The sequence below is a fragment of the Novosphingobium sp. Chol11 genome, from assembly GCF_900218065.1.
Classification (GTDB): Bacteria; Pseudomonadota; Alphaproteobacteria; order Sphingomonadales; family Sphingomonadaceae; genus Sphingobium; species Sphingobium agri.
Window position 1 is genome coordinate 605674 of the sequence record NZ_OBMU01000001.1, and the last position, 19293, is coordinate 624966.

The following is a 19293-nucleotide window of genomic DNA, read 5'->3' on the forward strand; positions in this document are numbered from 1 at the left end:
CCCATGCAAGTCATTTCCTCCCTCCGAGTTTGGGCGAGGGATGCGGGCCAGGGGAGCGAGCTTCCGGGCGTGCCGTTTAAGAACGTCCTCGGGCGCTGCGCTGGCCCACCCCCGGCCCTTCAAACGAGTCACGTGCCTCGTTTGAACGCCTGCGGGAGGGGTGAGGACTGAACTTCCCTGTCAGGCCGGTTCCACTTGTAGTACCGATGCATCCGCGCCGATGACGCGCACGTGGCTGCCCGCAGGTGCGTCGGGGCCTCGGCAGGACCAGACGCTGTCGCCGACCTTCACGCGGCCCCGGCCTGCCTCGATGGCTTCGACCACCAGCACGACTTCGCCGATCAGGCGGGCGGTGCGATCGTTGAGCAGCGGGTCCTGCGAGTTCACCGGATTGGCCGCATACCAGCGACGGCCGCCCCAGACCGAAAGCAGGCACAGCAGCGCGAAGATCAGCAGCTGCACCGGCACAGAAACCGGCAGCGTCAGCGCGATCAGTCCCGTCACCGCCGCCGCCAGCGCGACCCAGATGAGGAACACGCCGGGCAACAGGACTTCACCGACGCCGAGCAGGGCGGCGAAGACCAGCCAGCCCCAATGATCGTCGAGCATGCCGAGCCAGTCCATCAGCCCTGACCCTGCGCGAAGGGGCTGCGGCGGGGCGCGGCGGGGGGAGGGGTGGGTGTGCCGTCGCTGCCCAAGGCCTCTTTCGCCAGCGCGCCGATGCCGCCCAGCGTACCGATCAACTGCGTGGCTTCCACGGGGAAGAGGATGGTCTTGGCATTGGGCGAATTGGCGAACTGGCTCACCGCCTCGACATATTTCTGCGCGACGAAATAGTTGATCGCCTGCGCGTTGCCCGATGCAATGGCTTCAGATACCATCTGCGTTGCCTTGGCTTCCGCCTCCGCCTCGCGCTCGCGGGCTTCGGCGTCGCGGAAGGCGGCTTCGCGGCGGCCTTCGGCTTCCAGGATCTGGCTTTGCTTCTGCCCCTCGGCCTTCAGGATTTCAGAGGCGCGCAGACCTTCCGATTCCAGGATCAGCGCACGCTTTTCGCGCTCCGCCTTCATCTGGCGGCCCATGGCATTGACGATATCGGCGGGCGGGCGGATGTCCTTCAGCTCGACACGGGTGATCTTGATGCCCCAGGCGTTGGTGGCGTGATCGACCACGGACAGCAGGCGGGCGTTGATCTCGTCGCGCTTGGACAAAGTTTCGTCCAGGTCCATGGAGCCCATGACGGTGCGCAGGTTGGTGGTCGCCAGCTGCATGATGGCGACGTAAAGCTCCGACACTTCATAGGCGGCCTTGGCGGCGTCCAGCACCTGGAAGAAGACGACGCCGTCGACCGACACCATGGCATTGTCCTTGGTGATGATCTCCTGCCCCGGAATGTCGACCACCTGTTCCATCATGTTGATCTTGCGCCCGACGGCGTAGAAGAAGGCGGGGTAGAAATTGAGGCCCGGCTTTGCCACTTCGGTGAACCGGCCGAAGCGTTCGATGGTATATTGATAGCCCTGCCGCACCACCTTGACGCTCACGGCCAGATAGAAGAGCACCAGGAAAGTCACGGTCAGCGCGAAGGTCGTCAGCATCTTTCTCTCCCCCGAAGAAGGGCTTGACTATGACGCGAAATCATTAACGGGAAAAGTCAAACCGTCACCGCTGCCGCCCGGCCCGAAGAGGAGACCTGTCATGTTGCTGCGCCACGCCCGATCGCTGCTGTTCCTGCCCGCATCGAACAGGCGCGCCATCGCCAAGGCGCGCACCCTGTCCTGCGACATGGTCATGCTGGACCTGGAGGATGCGGTGGCTGACGGCATGAAGGAGGAAGCGCGCGCGAATGCGGTGGAGGCGGCGGCGGAAGGCTTTGGCAAACGGCTGTGCGCAGTCCGCATCAATGTCGAAGGGACGCCGTGGCATGGGCCGGAAATGGTTGCGGTCAAGAAGTCCGCGGCGGACTATGTGATCCTGCCCAAGGTCGAAAATGGCAGGCAGGTGCGCGACGTGTTCAGCGTCTGCCAGAAGCCCGTCCTCGCCATGATCGAGAGCGCGGCCGGGGTTCTTGCCGCTGCGTCGATCGCGGCGGAAGAGGGGACGGCCGGGATCTTCATGGGCACCAATGACCTGCGGCAGGACCTTGGCATTCCTCCATCGGCGGGGAGGGAAGGGCTGAGTTTCGCCCTGCAGTCGGTGATCCTGAGCGCGCGGGCGGCGCGGGTTGCCGTGTTTGACGGCGTGTTCAATCGGTTGGATGATGAGGCAGGGTTCGAAGCGGAATGCGCGGCCGGGCATGCGCTTGGCTTTGACGGCAAGACGCTGATCCACCCGAGCCAGGTGCCCGTCGCCAACCAGGTGTTTGGGCCGGACGCGCAGGCGGTGGCCGATGCGCGGCGGCTGATCGAGGCGGCGACGGGCGGGGCCGAGCGGTTCGAGGGGCGAATGATCGAGGGGATGCATGTCGAGGAGGCGCGCGCGCTGATCGCTCGGGCGGAGGCGGTTATGCCTTGAGGGGCGCTTGTTCCCCTCCCGCAGGCGTTCAGACGAGGCACGTGACTCGTTTGAAGGGTTAGGGGTGGGGCGAGCGGAGCGAGCTTCTACGGCTCAGATTGGGAAATCTGACGTTGCGCAGGCCCACCCCCGGCCCCTCCCGCTTGCGGGAGGGGAGATGAGGTTACTCCACCGCGTTCGCAGCGGTCGCAGCGTTTGCTGCCTCGGCCTCCGCCCCCTTCGGCGCAAAGACACGCAGGCTGTCCAGCACCCTTTTCGCGATCGGCTGATATTGTTCGCTCAGCATTTCGGGATAGACGAACGTCACGGTGACGATGCCCCCGTCAGGCTGGCGCAGGAGGCGGACGGCGACATTATTGCCTTCGCCGTCATTGGCGGTGCCGCGATATTCATTGTCGCCGATGAAGTCGCCATCCACGCCTTCCGAACCGCTGCTCATCGCCTGGACGACCTGCTGGAGCGATTGCTTGTCCTCATTGCGCTGCCAGAAGACGCGGACGTCGGCCCCTGCGCCCGGGTCCTGATAGACGGTGCCGTCCGGCGTGCTGGCGCCGCTGTCCTTTTCCCAGCCTTCCGGGAAGCTGATGGAAAAGCCGCGTTCGTCATTCACATAATTGCGATTCTCGGCCGCTTCCGCCTTGCCCTCCGCAAGCGCCTTGGCAGCGGCGGCATTGGCGGCGGCGGCCAGTTCTTCCTGGCTCGGCATATCTTCCACCGGCTCGGCGCGCCCGCAGGCTACCAGCAGGAGGAGGGGAAGAGCGGTCGCCAGGCTAAGTTTTTTCATGCCCAGTCCAAAGCATAGCCAGCCCGACATTTCAACGGCGCAACGATATCCGCAGCGGCAGGATGAGCGTTGCGCTGCGCCGGTGCGTTCAAGCGGCGCTGTCGATCCCAAGCTCGGCAAGCTTGCGATAGAGCGTCGAGCGGCCGATGCCCAGGCGGCGGGCGACCTCCGTCATGCGGCCGCGATAATGGCCGATCGCGAGGCGGATGACATCCGCTTCGATCTCCGCAAGCTGGCGGACATGGCCGTCGCCTTCGAACAGGGTGATGCCCGCCGCTTCCCGGTGAGTCGCGGGCACGGCGCGCAGGCGCGGCTGGAGCGGCTCGCCACTGGCGCGCGTCCGGATCTGCGCGGCGATCTGCGGAAAGTCCTGCGGCGTCAGCGCATCGCCCTCGCACAGCACGGCGGCGCGGAAGAGGGCGTTTTGCAGCTGGCGCACATTGCCCGGCCATTCATGCTGCATCAGCAGCGCGAGCGCATCGTCGGTCAGGCCCAGGCTGCGCAGCCCCGGCTGATTGGCGATGCGGGCGAGCAGATGACGGCAAAGCGCGGGAACGTCGCCAATACGCTCGCGCAGCGGCGGAATCGTCAACTGTACGACGTTCAGGCGGTAATAAAGGTCTTCGCGGAAACGCCCCGCCTCGATCTCATCGACCAGCCGCTTGTTGGTGGCGGCGATGATCCGCACATCGACATGGACCGGCCGCCGGGCTCCGATGGGCTGCACCTCGCCATCCTGAAGGACGCGCAGCAGTTTGACCTGGGCGTCGAGCGGCATTTCGCTGACTTCATCGAGGAAGATGGTGCCCATGTCGGCGGCGACAAACTTGCCGACCTGGCGCTCGAAGGCCCCGGTAAAGGCGCCGCGCTCATGGCCGAACAGGTCCGATTCGACGAGGTTCGCGGGGATGGCGCCGCAATTCACCGTCACCATCGCCTGCTTGTGGCGGGGGGAGGCCGCGTGGATGGCGCGGGCGATCACATCCTTGCCGACGCCGCTTTCGCCTTCGATCAGGACGGGGACGCGGGCGCGGGCCGCTTTGGCTGCGATCGCGAGGGCGGCGCGGAATTGCGGCGCGGCGCCGACCACATCTTCAAAAGAAAGGGCTGCGGATATCTTTTCCGTCAGCGGGCGCAGCTCACCCTTGCCATGCTCCTGCGACAGGGTGGCGTTGAGCGCGGAGAGCAGCCTTTCCGGCGCGACCGGCTTGGCAAGATAGTCGGTCGCGCCAGCACGCATGGCGTCCACGGCAACGGCGACACTGTTGTGCGCGGTCAGTATCAATATGGGAAGCGCAGGCCGACGGCTGCGCAATTCGCGGACGAGGCCGGTCGCATCGGGGCCGGGAATCCACTGGTCGAGCAGCACCGCGTCCAGCCGCATCCCGTCCTGCGTGCCGAGCATGGCGATCGCCATGTCGCCGTCATTGGCGAAGATCGTACGCCAGCCAGCGCGGGCGGCCAGCGCGGACACAAGCCTGCGTTGCGCGGGCTCTTCGTCGATCAGCATCAGCATGGGAACGCCGTCGCGCGCCATCTTACCCCTCTTCTTGTTCCGTGGCGCCAGCCTAGACCAAGGGGGTAAAGGCGCCCTTAACCGGAAAGTTTTTCTTCATCCGTTTCGAGGTTGAGGGGGGAGAACCTTGTCGATAAGAGGGGCCCGCTCAAAAACACAGGCGACAAGGGAATGGACATGGCGTCAGAAGGAAATATGGAGAGCGCGACCCAGACCTACACAGGGTTCGTGGCCCTCGTGAAGTGGGGCACTATCGCAAGCGTGATCGTCGCTGCGATCGTCGTTCTGCTGATCTCCAGCTAAAGACCGGCGCCACCAGGGGGATGTCGATGAAGATCGCTATTATCAAGGAGCTCGCCGAGGGTGAGCGCCGCGTTGCCGGTACGCCGGAAACCGTCAAGAAGTTCAAGGCGCTGGGCGCCGATGTTGCCGTCGAAGCGGGCGCGGGCCTTACCGCCGCCATCGCCGATGCCGACTATGCCGCCATGGGCGCGACCATTGCGGATCGCGCCGCGACGGTCGCGGGCGCGGACATCATTCTCGGCGTCCAGGGTCCTGACGTCGCCAGCATCACGGGCGCGAAGCCGGGTGCGTGGATCGTCGCTGGCCTCAACCCCTTTGTCGAGCGCGCGCGCGTCGACGCCTATGCGCAGGCGGGCTATGAAGCGCTGGCGATGGAGTTCATGCCGCGCATCACGCGCGCGCAGTCGATGGACATCCTGTCTTCGCAGTCGAACCTGTCGGGCTACAAGGCGGTGCTGGACGCAGCGTCCGAATATGGCCGCGCTTTCCCGATGATGATGACGGCGGCGGGGACGATCTCCCCGGCCAAGGCTTTCGTCATGGGCGTGGGCGTCGCGGGGCTTCAGGCGATCGCGACGGCCAAGCGCCTGGGCGCGCAGGTGTCGGCGACCGACGTGCGCTCGGCGACCAAGGAACAGATCGAAAGCCTGGGCGCGAAGGCGGTCTTCGTCGAAAGCGTCGCTGGCATCGAGGGCGAGGGCAAGGGCGGCTATGCCACCGAAATGTCCGAGGATTACCAGAAGGCGCAGGCCGAACTGGTGTCCAGCCACATCGCCAAGCAGGACATCGTCATCACGACGGCGCTGATTCCGGGCAAGCCCGCGCCGCGCCTTATCACCGATGCGCAAATCGCGACGATGAAGCCGGGCAGCGTGATCGTCGACCTCGCCGTCGAACAGGGCGGCAATGTCGAAGGCGCGGTGCTGGGCCAGGTGGTCGAGCGTCATGGCGTGAAGATCGTGGGCCACAAGAATGTGCCCTCGCGCCTTGCCGCCGACGCCTCGGCGCTGTTCGCGCGCAACCTCTATAATTTCCTCTCGGCCTTCTGGAACAAGGAACAGAATGCGCCGGTGCTGGACGAGGAAATCGGCAACGCCATCCGCGTGACGCAGGGCGGCAAGGTCGTCAGCGACCGCCTGCTGTAAATCGGCATGCTCCTCCCCCTCTGGCAAAGCCTGAGGGGGAGGGCTTCGGCGTCGTATCGCGCCTTTCCATGGATCAGGCAGGACCGGACGATCGCGTCTGAAGGGCAGGAATGAGCGCGCTTCTCCTCCTCTGTTTCCTTCTGGCCTGTTCGATCGGTGCGATCACCGCCTGGCGTTTGCGCCTGGACGAAACCGGCGCCGTCCTCCCGCTGTTTCTGCTGCCGCCTGCAGCCATCGCCGCAACGCTGACCATCGCCGCTGAGGTGAGTAGTCCCGTCGCCCGCTATGTGAGTTTGGTCGCGGTCATATTGGCCAGCGCATCCTTCTGCGGCGGCGCCATCGCTGCGCGCCGGAGCGCCAAAGCCGGGCAGGCGGCGAAACGTCCATGACTGCCGGCTTTGACCTGATCCTGATCGGGCAGGCCCTCGCGGCGCTGCTTTTCCTGGGCGCTTCTTGGCCTTCCGCAATCATGTCGGGCCAGACGCGGCGGCATGCGGCTCTTGTTGGCACGATGATCCTGTCTGCCGTGGCGGTGTATGACATGGACGTCATCAACGGACCCGATATCATCGGCGCGTTGATCGTGGGCGGCGGCTTTGGCTTGCTGCTGGGACGGGAATGGCCGCGCGGCCGATGGATGCCGCTGTTGACGATATTCACCGGGTTCTCGGCAGCGGCGATGCTGTGTGCAGCAGCGGCGGCCTGGCTCAACCCCTATGCTTTCGGGCTGGTCGATGAGGGAAGCATCGGCATTGCCGCGCGGCATATGCTGGCGCTGGCAGTCGTGACCATGGGTGGCATCGGTGCGTCGACCTGCGCGCTAGGTGCGCTTCTTGGCGGAGAGCGATCGGCGGTGCTGCTGCTCGTCCTCGCCATTGCTATGGCGGGCTGGTCCGCCGCCGCGCTCGCACTCCTGCTGGAAAATGTGGGGCTCCTGGCTGCGGGAGGGCTTTCAGCTGCTGCCGGAACGGGCGTTGCGCTGCGCATATGTGGCGGAGCGCGCGGGAAGGGGCTTGCCGATGCGGGGTCCCATCCGTAACGCTGGAGCGGACGGACGCCGGGGCAGTTTCCGGGCGGCAATTGGGGTAAAGGCGCACCATGCAGAAGCTCGGCCTGATCGGCGGTCTCAGCTGGACATCCACAGCACGCTATTATCAGATCATCAATCAGGCGGTTTACCGGGCAAAGGGCGGGCAGCACAGCGCCCCGCTGCTGATAGAGAGCCTCGACTTCGCCGAAATCGGCCGCTCCACCACCGAAGAGGAATGGGCCTATGCTGCGCAGGTGCTGACGGCATCCGCCCGGCGGCTGGAGCAGGCAGGCGCCAAGGCGCTGCTGATCTGCGCCAACAGCATGCACCGTGTCTATGACGAGGTGCAGGGCGGGGTGGATACGCCGATCATCAACATCGCCGATGCGGTCGGCCGCAAGATGAAGGCCGATGGCGTGCAAAGGGCCGCGCTGATCGGCACCCGCAACGTCATGACGGAGAAATTCTACCGCCAGCGGCTGGTCGGCCACGGCATCTCGCTGCTGCCCCCGGACCTTGACCTCGCCGAGCGGATCGACCGCATCGTCTATGAGGAACTGACGATCGGCAAGGTGAGCCGCGAGTCCGAACGCTATATGCGCTCGGAACTGACGGACATCGCGAAGGAAAATGTTCAGGCGGCGATCCTGGCCTGCACAGAACTGGAAATGATCGTCGATGTGAAGGCGAACGTGCTGCCCATCTACGACGGCACCGCGATCCATGCTCGCGCCGGGGTCGATGTGATCCTGGGGGATTGAGCACAAAAAAGGGGACGCCCCCCGGACGTCCCCTTCCTCCCCTTTTTAGCCTGTTTCAGAAGGCCGAGCTGATCGAGCAGGCCGCTGGCCCAAGGATCACGACAAACAGCGTCGGCAGAATGAAGAGGATGAGCGGAACCGTCATGATGGCGGGCAGGCGCGCGGCCTTTTCTTCCGCGCGCATCATGCGTTCATGGCGAAATTCAGCGGATAGCACGCGCAAGGCGGATGCCAGCGGCGTGCCGTATTTTTCCGTCTGGATCATGGTCGTCACCACGCCCTTCACCGCATCAAGCTTCACCCGGTTGGCAAGATTTTCGAACGCCATGCGCCGTTCGGTAAGGAAGCTGAGTTCGATCGCGGTCAGCTGGAACTCGTCGCCCAGCTCCGGATAGGCCTTGCCCAGTTCCTTGGCGACGCGGGCGAAGGCGGCGTCCACCGTCAAGCCAGCCTCGGCGCAGATGACGAGCAGGTCGAGCGCGTCGGGCAGGCCCTTGCGAATGGCGGCGGAACGCTTCTGAATCTTGTTGTCGATGAAGATGTCCGGCGCCTTGTAGGACAGCAGCAGCGCCACGGCGAACGCCATGAAGCGCTTTGCACCGCCCCAGTCGGGATAGATGCCTACGCCATAGAGCAGCAGCGCAGCCAGGCCGCCGATGACGATCGGCAGCACCATGCGGCCGAAGATGACGGCGACCGCCAGATCCTTCGACCGGATACCGGCCTGCGCCAGCTTGGTTTGCGAATCCTTGAGCTGATCGTCCTGCAGCACCTTCAGGCTGGACAGGAAGGCCCGCATCTGATCGGTCGTCTGGTTCTTCTTGACCAGCTTGGCGCGGCGGCGCGCGGTGGAGGCGGTGATCCCGGCCTTCAGCTGCTCACGCCGTTCGTTGAGCGCCTTGACGCGCTTGGCCATCGGGTCGCGCACGGTCATCACCGTGTAGAGCACAAACAGCATGGCGAGCGTCGCCATCGCGGCGAGCAAGGTGCCAAAGTCCGTGGCGGACATGCCGAAGAGAGTGCCTGCGGGGGAAGCGGTTTCCATGTCTCTTATCCCCCGTCAGATTTCGAAGTTGATCATCTGCGACATGATGAAGACGCCAATGCCCATCCAGCACATGCCGCCGAGGCCAATGACCTGCATCAGCGACATGCCGAAAAGGCCCGCGGGATCAGGCGTGAAGAATGGCGACATATATCCGTAGTTGATGTAGCAGATCATGCCGAAGACCAGGAACGGCAGGGCGCCGATGATATAGGCCGACGCCTTGGATTCCGAAGACATGGCGCGGATCTTCAGCTTCATCTGTGCGCGCTGACGCAGCACGGTGGCGAGGTTCGACAAGGTTTCGGCAAGGTTGCCGCCCGTCTCGCGCTGAATCGCCAGGCTGATGACGAAGAATTGGAATTCCGGCGTGCCGAGGCGATCGGCCGTTTCCTGCAGGGCCTGGTCCATCGTCTTGCCGATCTTGATGCGTTCGGTGATCAGCTTGAATTCCTCACCCACGGGGCCCGGCACTTCGCCCGCGACGACGCCCAGCGTCTCGGTGATCGGCAGGCCCGAGCGCAGACCGCGGGTCAGCAGTTCGAGCGCGTCGGGGAATTTCATGGTGAACTGCATCACCCGCTTCTTGATCAGGCGGCTGACCCACATGTGCGGCAGGGCAAGGCCGCTCGCGAGGCCCATCATGATGGCGAGCAGCGGCGCAAAGCCGCGCAGCATCAGAAAGGCGGCCATGCCAAGCGCTGTGAAGGCGCAGCTGGTCATATATTGGCTGACCGTCCATTTCTTGCCGGTCATGCGGAGGCGCTTGGCCAGATTTTCCGGGTTGGGCACCAGCGACACGAGCATCTTCATGTCGTTGCCGGGCTGCCGGTTGGAGATGGCCTTGCGCATGCGCGCTTCCATCATCGCATCCGCCGATCCGCTGTGACGTTCGCGGATCAGGGCGACACGGCGCTTGCTGGCCTTTTCAGCCGACGGCCCGGCAAAGGCCACGACAGCCAGACCAGCCAAGGTCATCAGCAGCATGATCAGCAATATCGAATTGCTCATGGTATCGCCCGTTTCCTATAGGTGCACCCCGCCCGATGGCGGCATGCCCGCCGTATTCTCACGCCTTGACCTTGTCCTTGCGTGCCGGGATCAGCCCCTTGAGGTCACCGATCTTGCCAAGCAGGGAGTCGCCTTTCTTCTTCTTTGCGGGCTTGCCATCGGCGGCATCGCCATCCTCGGCGGCCCCGATGACCGCGTCGAGCAGCGAGACGCAAGCCGCGCCGACCTTGTTGCCCTTTGCGGTTTCGGCCAATGTCTTGCCGAGCTTTGCGGACTGCGCCGCGGTCCGCAGGTCGAAGGGGACGATGACGTCCACCTTCCGCTCGATCGACGTCTCGAAATCCTTGCGGCTGATTTCCTGCGCGCCTGCATGGACGCGGTTGGCGACCACGATCACGCGCGACTGGGGCGCGTTGCTTTTCAGCCAGGACAGGATGCGGATCGAATCGCGCGCCGCCGCCAGCGTCAGTTCGGTGACGACCACGGCGACATTGACGTCGGCCATCAGGTGCGGATGCTGGATCAGCATATGGCGCGGCAGATCGACGACGCTGCATTCGAACGCGGCGCGGAATTCTTCCAGCAGCTGGTAAAAGGCGCCCCCATCGGTCAGCATCGGCTGGCTGATCGGCGCTTCGGCCGACAGGATCGCCAGCGTATCGCTTGCCCGCACCATCGCGCGTTCGATGAACAGGCCATCGATGCGGCTCGGGTTATCGATCGCGTCGGTGAGGCCACGGCCCGGTTCAAGGTCCATCGCCAGCGCGTTGGTGCCGAAATGGACGTCAAGATCGAGCAGTGCGGTCGGCCGCTTCTGCTTGTCGCTGAGCAGCCAGGCGAGCGAGGTCGCGATGCTGGACGCGCCCACGCCGCCACGGGTGCCGATGACGGCAGTGGTGAGGTGCGGCCGTTCGGGCCCCGCGTCGCGCGGGGCGAAGAACACCGCCTGCGCCTGTGCCAGCGCGTCGCGCAACTGGTCGGCGCCGAAGGGCTTCAGCAGATAATCCTGAATGCCGCTGGCGATGAGGTCGCGATAGAGGCGGACGTCATTCACCTGACCAGCGGCGATCACCACCGTGCCGGGCTCGCACACTTCGGCCAGGCTGTTGATGTCATTGAGCGGGTCGCCGCTTTCGGACATGTCGACGAACAGGATTTGGGGGCTGGCGCTGACCGACAGGCTCTGCACGGCGTTGCGCATGCCGCCCTTGTTCACCTTTTCCGGGGCCCAGCCCATTTCAGCGGCAACCATCGCCAGCAAGTCGTGGCTATGATCGTCGCAGACGAAGGCGTGGAAGGGATCGCGCTGTCCAGACATGGCGGGTTTCCAGGGTGCGTTCATGATCAGCGGCCTCCCGACAGGGACTTGAGGTCACCCGAACCGGTCGGGGTCTTTTCGCGATAGGTCGAAATGGCGCGGTTGGACGTGGCGGTGCGCAGGTCGCTTGCGCTGCTCTGGCCGCGCACCAGATCCTCCGGATTGGCGACCATCGCGGCAAGGTTGCCGTTCACGCCGCAGCCGAAATTGGAGGTAGTGCCAAGCTGGGATTCGGTTTCCTGCTTGCTCGACCAGTCAGGGCAGCCGGGCACGCGCGCGGTCGCGCGGCGCACGACCATCCGGACGCTGCCGGAAGGCGCAGCGCCTGCGGCGGCGGAGCTGTCCTCACCCACCAGCATGCCGTGGCGGGCGACGACATCGGCGATGCCTTCGCGCAGTTCAGGGCTGTAATAGGCATCGGTCACGATCGCGACCTGATCGCCATAGCCAAGGCCGATGGAGGCGAACCAGTCTTCCAGGCGGCGGGCTTCCGAAGCGCTGAGGCCGCCGTCCGGGCCAGCCTGCACATCATAGGTGTAGGTGTCGTGGCCGACGACTGGTTGATGCACCGATTCGACCCCGCGATTGACGGCGGGATTGCAGGCGGCGAGCGGCAGCGCCATCAGGGCGAGCGCGCCAAAGCGGACGATGGTGTTGGCGGAGAGGGAAGTCATGACTGTCGTCCTTCCGATCAGAAGCTGAAGCCGGGCGCGGCGGCGGTCTTCGCCGAACGCTTGCCCGTGTCGCGGGGAGCAGCCGCCTGCGGGCCAGGCGCGGGAGCCGGGCTGCCGGGATCGCGGCGCGGCATCGGCGCACGGGCACCGCTTATGCCGTCGCTGCCCTGCTGGAGCAGAAGGCCCTGTGCGACATTGGCATTGCGGAAACCGTCGGTGGGCAGGCGCACGTCCGACGCATTCATCGGCTTCACCAGATAGGGGGTGACGACGATGACCAGTTCGGTTTCGTGACGCTGGAACCGGCGCGACTTGAAGAGGCTGCCAAGGATCGGGATCTCACCGAAGCCCGGCGTCTTGCTGATCGAGTTGGCGGTGTCGTTGTTGAGCAGGCCCGCGATCATGAAGGCCTGGCCCGAACCCAGTTCGACGGTGGTTTCCGCCGTGCGGCTCTTGAGGGCCGGGACGGTCGTGTTCACCGAGAAGTCGAGGCTCGACACGGTCGGGCGCACGCGCAGCGAAATGCGTCCGTCCGCCAGCACCGTCGGCGTGAAGGCGAGCTGCACGCCATATTGTTTGAATTCGATGCTGTTGCCCTGCGTGCCGTTGCTGACGGTATAGGGATATTCGCCGCCTGCCAGGAAGCTGGCGGTTTCACCTGACAATGCGGTCAAATTGGGCTGGGCCAAAGCGGTAGCAAGGCCGCTCGATTCGGCAAGGTCCAGCGCGCCTGCCACGTCCATGCCGAGCAGGTTGGCGACGAAGCCGAGCGAGGTCGTGCCGCCCGTCGGGTTGTTGAAGGTGTACGTCGTGCCGCCCGTAGAATTGGTGCCGCGTGTCACGAAGTTGCGGTCGGCCCGGCCGATGCTGTCGATGATCCGGCCATTGCCATTCGCCAATGCCGAGATGTTCACGCCGATCTGGTGCCCAAGGTCGCGGCTGACTTCGGCGATCTTGACCTGCAGGTTGACCTGAAGCGGGGTCGCGGTGCGCAGGCGGCTGACGACGGTGACGTCCTTGCCCACGAAGGCCTGCGTCAGCCGCTCGGCTTCGGCGGCGTCCTCGGGAGCAGCGACGGTGCCGGTCAAGAGAACCATGCCGTTCATCTTGTTGACCGCGATCTGCGCGTTCGGCATCGCCAGCCGCAGCATGTCGTCGATGTTCGACAGATTGTTGCCGACGCGGACGGTGCCGGAAAACAGCACCTTGCCATTGGTGGCGGTGGCGAACACGGTGGTTTCGCCCGCTGCCTTCGCGATCAGGTAAAGCTGGTTCTGCGCACGAACATGGACGTCGACGACCTCGGGGTTGCCGATTACCACGTCCGACATCTTGGCGCCCAGGTTGATGACCTTGCTGCCGCCCACCGACATCAGGATCGCATTGTCCTGCATCGAGGAAGGGGCTGCATTGAGCGCGGTGGTCGGCGTGGCGGCCATGGCGGCGGCGAGGCCAAGAGCGATGGCGGGGCCGATGAGCGGTTTGACCGCCTTCTTGCCCGCCTGAAGGTTGATAGACTTCATCTTACTTCCCCCCGACCGGAACGACGGTCACATTGGTGCCGCGCGCGATGCGGATCACAGGTCCGCTGACGCCGCCCGGCGCTGCCTGAGCGCCGCCCCCTGCGGGCACTTCGACGCCGGCGGTCTGCAACGGCTTGGCGGGGACGGAGCTGCGCTGGTAGCGAGACACGTCTGCGCCGGTTGAAAAGGTGCTGCCCTTGTCGACCGGGCGAGCGGCGAGCTTTGCGATGATCTTCTTTTCCGCGTTCGGGCTGGCGCCATCGGGCAGGTCGACGTCGGAGCCGGCGATGGCGGCGTCGAGGTCCGACGCATTGTCCGCGATCGATCGCAGCGTCAGCGAAAGCGATCCGATGGTCTGCGCCACCGCGATCTTCTCCGCGATCTTGGGCGTCACTTCGATGGTGACGTTGGAATAGGTCTGGACGACCGGCTTGCCGTCATCGCCCATGGCGTCCATGCGCTGGTCGGTGGCGAGTACGCGCAGGTTGCGCAGGATGGTTTCGGAGACCTTCAACGGCTCCCCGTCCCCGCCGCCAGACACGCTCTGCGTCAGCATCAGGTCGACGCGGTCGCCCGGGAAGACGAAGCCCGCGACCGAGTTCTGCGCCGACACCGGCACGGTGACAGCGCGCATGCCCGGCCCGAGCGCCGCGGCGAGGAAACCGCGCTCGCCCGGCTTGATCACCGAACCCACGGTCATCGGCTGACCAGCCGAGATGGCGGTGCGCACGACGCTGCCCACCAGCTTCGCCGGATCGGCCTGGCCCTGGATATAATAGGCCTGCTCGACCAGATCCTTGGGCCATGGCTGAAAGCGGAAGCTTTCCGCGTCGAGGATGGTGCCGACCGGCAATGCCTTGGTTGCGACCAGCACATGGGGCTGGTCGGCCGCTACCGGCATGGAAGAGGCACTGGCCTGGGGCGCGCTAGACGAACTCAGCATGTTGCGCGCGAGAAGAGCTGTTGTGACCGCTATGACAAGCGCTCCCACCAGCAGCACGATTTTCTTGCCGTCCATGATGAAATTCGTCTCCCTCAATCAGGCGAGTTGCGCCCGAGCCCCGAATTTTACGCAAAATGGTTAAGATATCGTTCGCCAATCAGCCAAAGGGCGGCGAAGGATATTGCGATACCGTAAGGAATCTGGGGTTGTCCGAGCCGTCGGGTCATCCGGTGATGGACCACGGTGACGATCGTCACCACGCCCCCGGCCATGGCCATCATCATCAGCATCGCCAGGACGGCTTCCCATGGAAACCACAGCGCCAGCGCCCCCAGCAGCTTGACGTCGCCCCCGCCCATGCACCCCATCGCAAAGAGCGCGGCGAACAGCGCGAACACGGCTAGGCCAAGCGCCACCTGCAACAACATGCCCGGCCAAACCGGCAAGCCGTTGGCGACCCACCACAGCGGCGCCAGCGCCGCGATGGCTAGGTTCAACCGGTTCGAGATGATCCGCGACCGCCAATCGGTCACGCACGCGATGACCAGCAGCACGCCAAGGGCGCATAGCAGCGCCATTTTGAAATATTCCCCCGTCATGAATCTAAACCCTAGACCGCATGGCTTACTAAACCGTAACCATCCGCCCCATGGATTCGCCCCTGTCTGTTCCCCCGGCCTTTGACCGTCGTGCATGGCCGATGGATGGGCGGCTCGATTTCTGGACAGCGCCCGATGGCTGGCCGCTGCGCCGTTATCGATTGGGCCAAGGGCAGCGCGGGCAATTGCTGATGCTCGGCGGGCGCGGCGACATGATCGAGAAATATCTGGAAGTCATCGCCCATTGGGCAAGCCAGGGCTGGGCGGTCACCGCCTTCGACTGGCGCGGGCAAGGCGGATCGGGCCGCGTCGGGGCCGATCCGCTCTGCGGACATATCGATGATTTCGCGCAGTGGGTTTCAGACCTCGAAGCGTTCGTTGCCGACTGGCGGGCGCAATCGACAGGGCCGTGCGCGATTATCGCCCACAGCATGGGCGGGCACCTGCTGCTGCGCGCCTTGGCCGAGGGGATGCCGCCGCCCGATGCAGCGGTCGCCGTCGCGCCGATGATGGGTGTCCATACCGCCCCTTTGCCTCGCTGGCTGGCGGTGCTGATCGCCCGTACCATGTGCGCACTTGGTTTTTCCGAGCGGCAGGCCTGGACGCAGAAGGAGAATTCCGATCGGCAGCGCGCTATGCGGCAGAAGCGGCTGACGCATGATCCGGAACGCTATGCCGATGAGCTGTGGTGGCGCGACCACAGCCGGGACGTGGCGCTGGGCGCGCCAAGCTGGCGCTGGGTGGTGGAGGCACTGCGATCGACCTTCATGCTGGAGCGGAGCGGGAAGCTGGAACGCATAGCGGTGCCGCTGCTCATCCTCGCCACCAAGGCCGACCGGCTGGTGTCCACGCCCGCGATCCGTCGCATCGCCGCGCATATTCCGGGCGCGCGCCTGCACGTCTATGGGCCGGAAGCGGCGCATGAAATATTGCGGGAGATCGACCCCGTTCGCCTCGATGCGCTGCGGCGGATCGACGCTTTCCTGGATGAGGCCGCCGCGCCATGATCCGTTTCGACATGGTGATCGTCGGTGGCGGCATAGCGGGCGCCAGCCTGGGAGCGCAGCTTGGCGGCGAGGCATCGGTCCTGATCCTGGAACAGGAGGAGAGCGCCGGCTATCACGCCACCGGCCGATCCGTCGCCTTCTGGGAGGAGACCTATGGCGGCCCACAGGTGCAGCCGCTCACCACCGCGTCCGGGCCGTTGCTGCATGCTCCTGATCCAGCCTTTGACGACCGATCCTTTCTCACGCCCCGGCAGACGCTGTTCGTCGGGCGGGACGCGGATCGTGCGGAGCGGGATCGGCTGGTGCGGGACTTTTCCGGCCGGGTCGATCTGCGCCCGGTCGACCCTCATGCACTCATACCGGGACTGCGCCCGCAATGGACGGTCGGCCTATTGGAGCCAGGCGTGTGCGACATCGACGTCGCGGCGCTGCATCACGCCTATCTGCGGCGCTTCCACGCGCAGGGTGGCCAATTGCAGCTGGGAACGGCGCTCCACAAGGCTGCCCAGGAGCCGGGTGGCTGGCGTATCCAGACCAGCAACGGCGTCATCCATTGCGGCATCATCGTGAATGCCGCAGGCGCATGGGCCGACGATGTCGCGCGGCGCTGCGGCGTGGCGCCCATCGGCATCACCCCTTTGCGGCGCACCGTCGTGCAACTGCGCGTGCCCGCGATGCCATCAGCCGACCTGCCGCTCGTCATGGACCTGTCCTCCCGCTTCTATTTCAAGCCGGAAGGGGAAGGACGTATCTGGCTGACCCCGCATGATGAGGAGCCCTCGCTCCCGTGCGACGCGGCACCCGAAGAACTGGCAGTGGCGCAGGCGATCGCCCGGTTCGAAGATGTCGTGGACTGGCCGGTCGAGGCGGTCGAACGCAAATGGGCAGGGCTGCGCAGCTTCGCGCCGGATCGCGCGCCGGTCTACGGCTTCGACGCAGTCGCGCCCGGCTTTTTCTGGTTCGCGGGGCAGGGCGGTTTCGGCATCCAGACAGCGCCCGCCGCCGCCTTGCTGGGATCGGCGCTGCTGACGGTTGGTCCCATGGCCGAAGCGGTCAAGGACATAGATCCGGCCGCCTATTCGCCTGCACGGTTCGCATAGGCGCAGCCGGAACGAAGCGGCGTCCGTGACGTTCAAAAAACGTGCGAGGTATCTGGATGACCGTTCGCCCTGAGCCTGTCGAAGGGCTCAGCTCGAACCGGGTGATCATGAAAAGATGTGGTGTTCCTGGGCACGATCCATGGAGTAGGAGGATGCCGTCATGAAATGCTTTTCACGATCGGCCTTGATCCTGTCAGGGCTAATGATGGCGAGCAGTAGCATCAGCTTTGCCCAGCCGACCGAAGAAATCACCGTCACCGGCCGATACAATAACGCCCAATCGCTGTCACAGGGCGTCAGCTATGCCGATCTCGACCTCAGTACAAAGGCCGGGAAGGACGAATTGCGCCACCGTGTCGCGCTGACTGCGCGCTATTTGTGCGGCAAGTTGGGCGAATCGGACAATGCCTCGCCGGTCGTGCCCAGCTGCCGCGATGCCGCGGTGAGGGACGCGATGACGCGGGTCGGCACAGTCGAGGAAGGCTTCGCGCCGCGCGGCACCACATGGGTCGCGGGGACGCGCTGGCAGCCGCCTTATCCCGCTGATTGGGTCGAACGCTATCCCTGACGCCGTCAGGGGGAGTGGCCTGCCGCTCCCCCGTCAGGCGCGGAAGAGTTCCGCTGCGGCGCAGGCCAGTTGATCGGCCCGCTCATTTTCCGGGTGACCGGCATGACCCTTTACCCATTGCCAGCTGACCTTGTGCGGCGCGGCGGCGGCGAGCAGCGCCTGCCATAGCTCGGCATTCTTGACCGGCTTGCGGTCAGCCGTCTTCCAGCCATTCTTCTGCCAGCCGAAAACCCATTTGGTGATGCCGTCCATCACATATTTGCTGTCGGTGTAGAGCGTCACCTGGCAGGGGCGCTTCAGCGCATTCAGCGCTTCGATCGCGGCCATCATCTCCATGCGGTTGTTCGTGGTCTGCGGCTCTCCGCCGGAAATTTCCTTTTCCGTCGTGCCAAAGCGCAGCACCGCGCCCCAACCGCCGGGGCCGGGATTGCCCTTGCACGCGCCGTCCGTGAAGATTTCGACCTGAGACAGCGCGCTCACGCCCGCAGCAACTCCGCCGGTGCAGTCTGCGCATAAAAATCCAGCCGCCGTAGATAGGCCAGCGGGTCTTTGCGCGTCACCAGCGCGTCGGCGGGCGTGTTGATCCAGTCATAGGCGCGGGTCAGCAGGAAGCGCAGCGCCGCGCCCCGGCACAGGATCGGGAAGGCGGCCTGCTCCGCGTCGGAAAGGCCATGCGCTGCCTGATAGCCAGCGAGCAGCGCCGCCGAACGATCGGCAAAGAAGTGCGCGCCGTCATTGCTGAACACCCATGCGCTGTGCGTGACGGCCAGGTCATAGGCGCGAATGTCGGTGCAGCTGAAATAGAAGTCGATGAGGCCGGTCACCTCGTCGCCCAGCATCAGCACATTGTCGGGAAAAAGATCGGCGTGGATCACCGCGCGCGGCAGTCCAGCGGGCCAATGCGCGTCGAGATAGGCGAGCTCATCCGTCACCCGCTGGCCAAGGTCCGGCGCGATATCGTCGAAATGGTCGCCGCACTTGGCCGCCAGATCATGCCAGCCAGCAATGTCGAGCGCGTTGCGACGCTCGCCCGCAAATCCTTCCGCCGCGCGATGCAGCTCGCCCAGTGCAGCGCCTGCGGCTTTCGATTGGGCAGCGGTGGGTTCAGTGACGGATATGCCGGTCAGGAACTCGATCAGGCAGGCAGGCCTTCCGCCAAGCTGTTGCAGGCGCTTGCCCTCCCGGTCGGCGATGAAGCGCGGCACCAGGCATCCACGCGCGCCCAGATGATCGAGCAGGTCCATGAAGAAGGGCAGGTCGGCCTCATCCACCCGCTTTTCATACAGGGTCAGGATATAGCGGTGGCCCTTCCCATCGGCACCGGTGGTTTCCAGCAGGTAGTTGCTGTTCTCGACCCCTTCGGCGATGCCTTTCGCCGATACCAGCCGTCCGGCATCATAGCGGGCGAGAAACGCGTCGATCTCTTCGGCGGGAACATGGGTATAGACTGCCATC

At 65.0% G+C, this 19293-nt stretch carries 22 protein-coding genes; 9 read left to right on the forward strand and 13 right to left on the reverse strand.

The annotated features are described in order from the left end of the window. Positions 1-180 precede the first annotated feature (180 nt). Positions 181-624, reverse strand: coding sequence for an NfeD family protein (locus NCHOL11_RS03020; RefSeq protein ID WP_217991038.1), 444 nt, complete (start codon positions 622-624; stop codon positions 181-183). Next, complete coding sequence (locus NCHOL11_RS03025; RefSeq protein ID WP_097091010.1) at positions 624-1595, reverse strand: SPFH domain-containing protein; 972 nt, start codon at positions 1593-1595, stop codon at positions 624-626. The genes NCHOL11_RS03020 and NCHOL11_RS03025 overlap by 1 nt, the downstream gene beginning before the upstream one ends. A 100-nt stretch (positions 1596-1695) precedes the next feature. Between NCHOL11_RS03025 and NCHOL11_RS03030 the strand changes: the two genes are divergently transcribed. Next, positions 1696-2511 (forward strand): HpcH/HpaI aldolase/citrate lyase family protein, encoded by an 816-nt coding sequence (locus NCHOL11_RS03030; protein ID WP_097091011.1) that lies wholly within the window; start codon positions 1696-1698, stop codon positions 2509-2511. Between the two features lie 163 nt (positions 2512-2674). On the opposite strand, the gene NCHOL11_RS03035 is transcribed toward NCHOL11_RS03030, so the two are convergent. Together NCHOL11_RS03035 and NCHOL11_RS03040 are read right to left on the reverse strand one after the other, a co-directional pair. Next, on the reverse strand, positions 2675-3295 hold the full coding sequence (locus tag NCHOL11_RS03035; RefSeq protein ID WP_097092684.1) for a hypothetical protein: 621 nt from the start codon (positions 3293-3295) through the stop codon (positions 2675-2677). 88 nt (positions 3296-3383) lie between these two features. Next, positions 3384-4832: a sigma-54-dependent transcriptional regulator gene (locus NCHOL11_RS03040; RefSeq protein ID WP_097091012.1), complete on the reverse strand. Its 1449-nt coding sequence runs from the start codon at positions 4830-4832 to the stop codon at positions 3384-3386. Between the two features lie 156 nt (positions 4833-4988). Between NCHOL11_RS03040 and NCHOL11_RS03045 the strand changes: the two genes are divergently transcribed. From NCHOL11_RS03045 to NCHOL11_RS03065, 5 genes are all read left to right on the forward strand, one after another. Then, a complete protein-coding gene (locus NCHOL11_RS03045; RefSeq protein WP_176502167.1) occupies positions 4989-5114 on the forward strand; it encodes an aa3-type cytochrome c oxidase subunit IV in 126 nt (41 codons plus the stop codon). Between the two features lie 26 nt (positions 5115-5140). Beyond that, positions 5141-6259, forward strand: coding sequence for an NAD(P) transhydrogenase subunit alpha (locus NCHOL11_RS03050; protein WP_097092685.1), 1119 nt, complete (start codon positions 5141-5143; stop codon positions 6257-6259). A 110-nt stretch (positions 6260-6369) separates the two neighbouring features. Beyond that, positions 6370-6648, forward strand: coding sequence for an NADP transhydrogenase subunit alpha (locus NCHOL11_RS03055; RefSeq protein WP_097091014.1), 279 nt, complete (start codon positions 6370-6372; stop codon positions 6646-6648). Then, positions 6645-7298, forward strand: a complete 654-nt coding sequence (locus tag NCHOL11_RS03060) for a hypothetical protein (RefSeq protein WP_097091015.1) — start codon at positions 6645-6647, stop codon at positions 7296-7298. The genes NCHOL11_RS03055 and NCHOL11_RS03060 overlap by 4 nt, the downstream gene beginning before the upstream one ends. A gap of 59 nt (positions 7299-7357) precedes the next feature. Continuing rightward, the gene (locus NCHOL11_RS03065) at positions 7358-8050 is read left to right on the forward strand and encodes an aspartate/glutamate racemase family protein (protein WP_097091016.1); all 693 of its coding nucleotides are present in this window, start codon (positions 7358-7360) and stop codon (positions 8048-8050) included. Positions 8051-8105: 55 nt separating this feature from the next. On the opposite strand, the gene NCHOL11_RS03070 is transcribed toward NCHOL11_RS03065, so the two are convergent. The 7 genes from NCHOL11_RS03070 to NCHOL11_RS03100 are packed head-to-tail and all read right to left on the reverse strand — an operon-like array spanning position 8106 to position 15163. Continuing rightward, the gene (locus NCHOL11_RS03070; protein ID WP_097091017.1) at positions 8106-9095 is read right to left on the reverse strand and encodes a type II secretion system F family protein; all 990 of its coding nucleotides are present in this window, start codon (positions 9093-9095) and stop codon (positions 8106-8108) included. Positions 9096-9110: 15 nt separating this feature from the next. Continuing rightward, positions 9111-10106: a type II secretion system F family protein gene (locus tag NCHOL11_RS03075; RefSeq protein ID WP_097091018.1), complete on the reverse strand. Its 996-nt coding sequence runs from the start codon at positions 10104-10106 to the stop codon at positions 9111-9113. A gap of 58 nt (positions 10107-10164) precedes the next feature. Next, complete coding sequence (locus tag NCHOL11_RS03080) at positions 10165-11448, reverse strand: pilus assembly protein CpaE (RefSeq protein ID WP_097091019.1); 1284 nt, start codon at positions 11446-11448, stop codon at positions 10165-10167. Between the two features lie 2 nt (positions 11449-11450). Beyond that, positions 11451-12098, reverse strand: coding sequence for a CpaD family pilus assembly protein (locus NCHOL11_RS03085; RefSeq protein ID WP_097091020.1), 648 nt, complete (start codon positions 12096-12098; stop codon positions 11451-11453). Between the two features lie 17 nt (positions 12099-12115). Next, complete coding sequence (locus NCHOL11_RS03090) at positions 12116-13621, reverse strand: type II and III secretion system protein family protein (protein WP_097091021.1); 1506 nt, start codon at positions 13619-13621, stop codon at positions 12116-12118. 1 nt (position 13622) lies between these two features. Next, a complete protein-coding gene (gene cpaB / locus NCHOL11_RS03095; RefSeq protein ID WP_097091022.1) occupies positions 13623-14639 on the reverse strand; it encodes a Flp pilus assembly protein CpaB in 1017 nt (338 codons plus the stop codon). 50 nt (positions 14640-14689) lie between these two features. Further along, complete coding sequence (locus NCHOL11_RS03100) at positions 14690-15163, reverse strand: A24 family peptidase (RefSeq protein WP_176502168.1); 474 nt, start codon at positions 15161-15163, stop codon at positions 14690-14692. A gap of 50 nt (positions 15164-15213) precedes the next feature. Between NCHOL11_RS03100 and NCHOL11_RS03105 the strand changes: the two genes are divergently transcribed. From NCHOL11_RS03105 to NCHOL11_RS03115, 3 genes are all read left to right on the forward strand, one after another. Then, positions 15214-16170: an alpha/beta fold hydrolase gene (locus NCHOL11_RS03105; RefSeq protein WP_097091023.1), complete on the forward strand. Its 957-nt coding sequence runs from the start codon at positions 15214-15216 to the stop codon at positions 16168-16170. After that, positions 16167-17270, forward strand: coding sequence for an NAD(P)/FAD-dependent oxidoreductase (locus NCHOL11_RS03110; RefSeq protein ID WP_097091024.1), 1104 nt, complete (start codon positions 16167-16169; stop codon positions 17268-17270). Before NCHOL11_RS03105 ends, NCHOL11_RS03110 begins: the two co-directional genes overlap by 4 nt. A 160-nt stretch (positions 17271-17430) precedes the next feature. Next, a complete protein-coding gene (locus NCHOL11_RS03115) occupies positions 17431-17838 on the forward strand; it encodes a UrcA family protein (RefSeq protein ID WP_097091025.1) in 408 nt (135 codons plus the stop codon). Between the two features lie 33 nt (positions 17839-17871). Here the strand turns inward: NCHOL11_RS03115 and rnhA are convergent, their stop codons facing one another. Together rnhA and thrB are read right to left on the reverse strand one after the other, a co-directional pair. Further along, positions 17872-18318, reverse strand: coding sequence for a ribonuclease HI (gene rnhA / locus NCHOL11_RS03120; RefSeq protein ID WP_097091026.1), 447 nt, complete (start codon positions 18316-18318; stop codon positions 17872-17874). After that, positions 18315-19292 carry a homoserine kinase gene (gene thrB / locus NCHOL11_RS03125; protein WP_097091027.1) on the reverse strand — a complete coding sequence of 326 codons (978 nt, stop codon included), beginning with the start codon at positions 19290-19292 and terminating at the stop codon, positions 18315-18317. The genes rnhA and thrB overlap by 4 nt, the downstream gene beginning before the upstream one ends. Between the last annotated feature and the right edge of the window lies 1 nt (position 19293).

Coding starts and splice junctions, on each gene's coding strand:
- NCHOL11_RS03020 (WP_217991038.1), bottom strand. CDS start 624: ATGGACTGGCTCGGCATGCTCGACGATCATTGGGGCTGGCTGGTCTTC.
- NCHOL11_RS03025 (WP_097091010.1), bottom strand. CDS start 1,595: ATGCTGACGACCTTCGCGCTGACCGTGACTTTCCTGGTGCTCTTCTAT.
- NCHOL11_RS03030 (WP_097091011.1), top strand. CDS start 1,696: ATGTTGCTGCGCCACGCCCGATCGCTGCTGTTCCTGCCCGCATCGAAC.
- NCHOL11_RS03035 (WP_097092684.1), bottom strand. CDS start 3,295: ATGAAAAAACTTAGCCTGGCGACCGCTCTTCCCCTCCTCCTGCTGGTA.
- NCHOL11_RS03040 (WP_097091012.1), bottom strand. CDS start 4,832: ATGGCGCGCGACGGCGTTCCCATGCTGATGCTGATCGACGAAGAGCCC.
- NCHOL11_RS03045 (WP_176502167.1), top strand. CDS start 4,989: ATGGCGTCAGAAGGAAATATGGAGAGCGCGACCCAGACCTACACAGGG.
- NCHOL11_RS03050 (WP_097092685.1), top strand. CDS start 5,141: ATGAAGATCGCTATTATCAAGGAGCTCGCCGAGGGTGAGCGCCGCGTT.
- NCHOL11_RS03055 (WP_097091014.1), top strand. CDS start 6,370: ATGAGCGCGCTTCTCCTCCTCTGTTTCCTTCTGGCCTGTTCGATCGGT.
- NCHOL11_RS03060 (WP_097091015.1), top strand. CDS start 6,645: ATGACTGCCGGCTTTGACCTGATCCTGATCGGGCAGGCCCTCGCGGCG.
- NCHOL11_RS03065 (WP_097091016.1), top strand. CDS start 7,358: ATGCAGAAGCTCGGCCTGATCGGCGGTCTCAGCTGGACATCCACAGCA.
- NCHOL11_RS03070 (WP_097091017.1), bottom strand. CDS start 9,095: ATGGAAACCGCTTCCCCCGCAGGCACTCTCTTCGGCATGTCCGCCACG.
- NCHOL11_RS03075 (WP_097091018.1), bottom strand. CDS start 10,106: ATGAGCAATTCGATATTGCTGATCATGCTGCTGATGACCTTGGCTGGT.
- NCHOL11_RS03080 (WP_097091019.1), bottom strand. CDS start 11,448: ATGAACGCACCCTGGAAACCCGCCATGTCTGGACAGCGCGATCCCTTC.
- NCHOL11_RS03085 (WP_097091020.1), bottom strand. CDS start 12,098: ATGACTTCCCTCTCCGCCAACACCATCGTCCGCTTTGGCGCGCTCGCC.
- NCHOL11_RS03090 (WP_097091021.1), bottom strand. CDS start 13,621: ATGAAGTCTATCAACCTTCAGGCGGGCAAGAAGGCGGTCAAACCGCTC.
- cpaB (WP_097091022.1), bottom strand. CDS start 14,639: ATGGACGGCAAGAAAATCGTGCTGCTGGTGGGAGCGCTTGTCATAGCG.
- NCHOL11_RS03100 (WP_176502168.1), bottom strand. CDS start 15,163: ATGACGGGGGAATATTTCAAAATGGCGCTGCTATGCGCCCTTGGCGTG.
- NCHOL11_RS03105 (WP_097091023.1), top strand. CDS start 15,214: ATGGATTCGCCCCTGTCTGTTCCCCCGGCCTTTGACCGTCGTGCATGG.
- NCHOL11_RS03110 (WP_097091024.1), top strand. CDS start 16,167: ATGATCCGTTTCGACATGGTGATCGTCGGTGGCGGCATAGCGGGCGCC.
- NCHOL11_RS03115 (WP_097091025.1), top strand. CDS start 17,431: ATGAAATGCTTTTCACGATCGGCCTTGATCCTGTCAGGGCTAATGATG.
- thrB (WP_097091027.1), bottom strand. CDS start 19,292: ATGGCAGTCTATACCCATGTTCCCGCCGAAGAGATCGACGCGTTTCTC.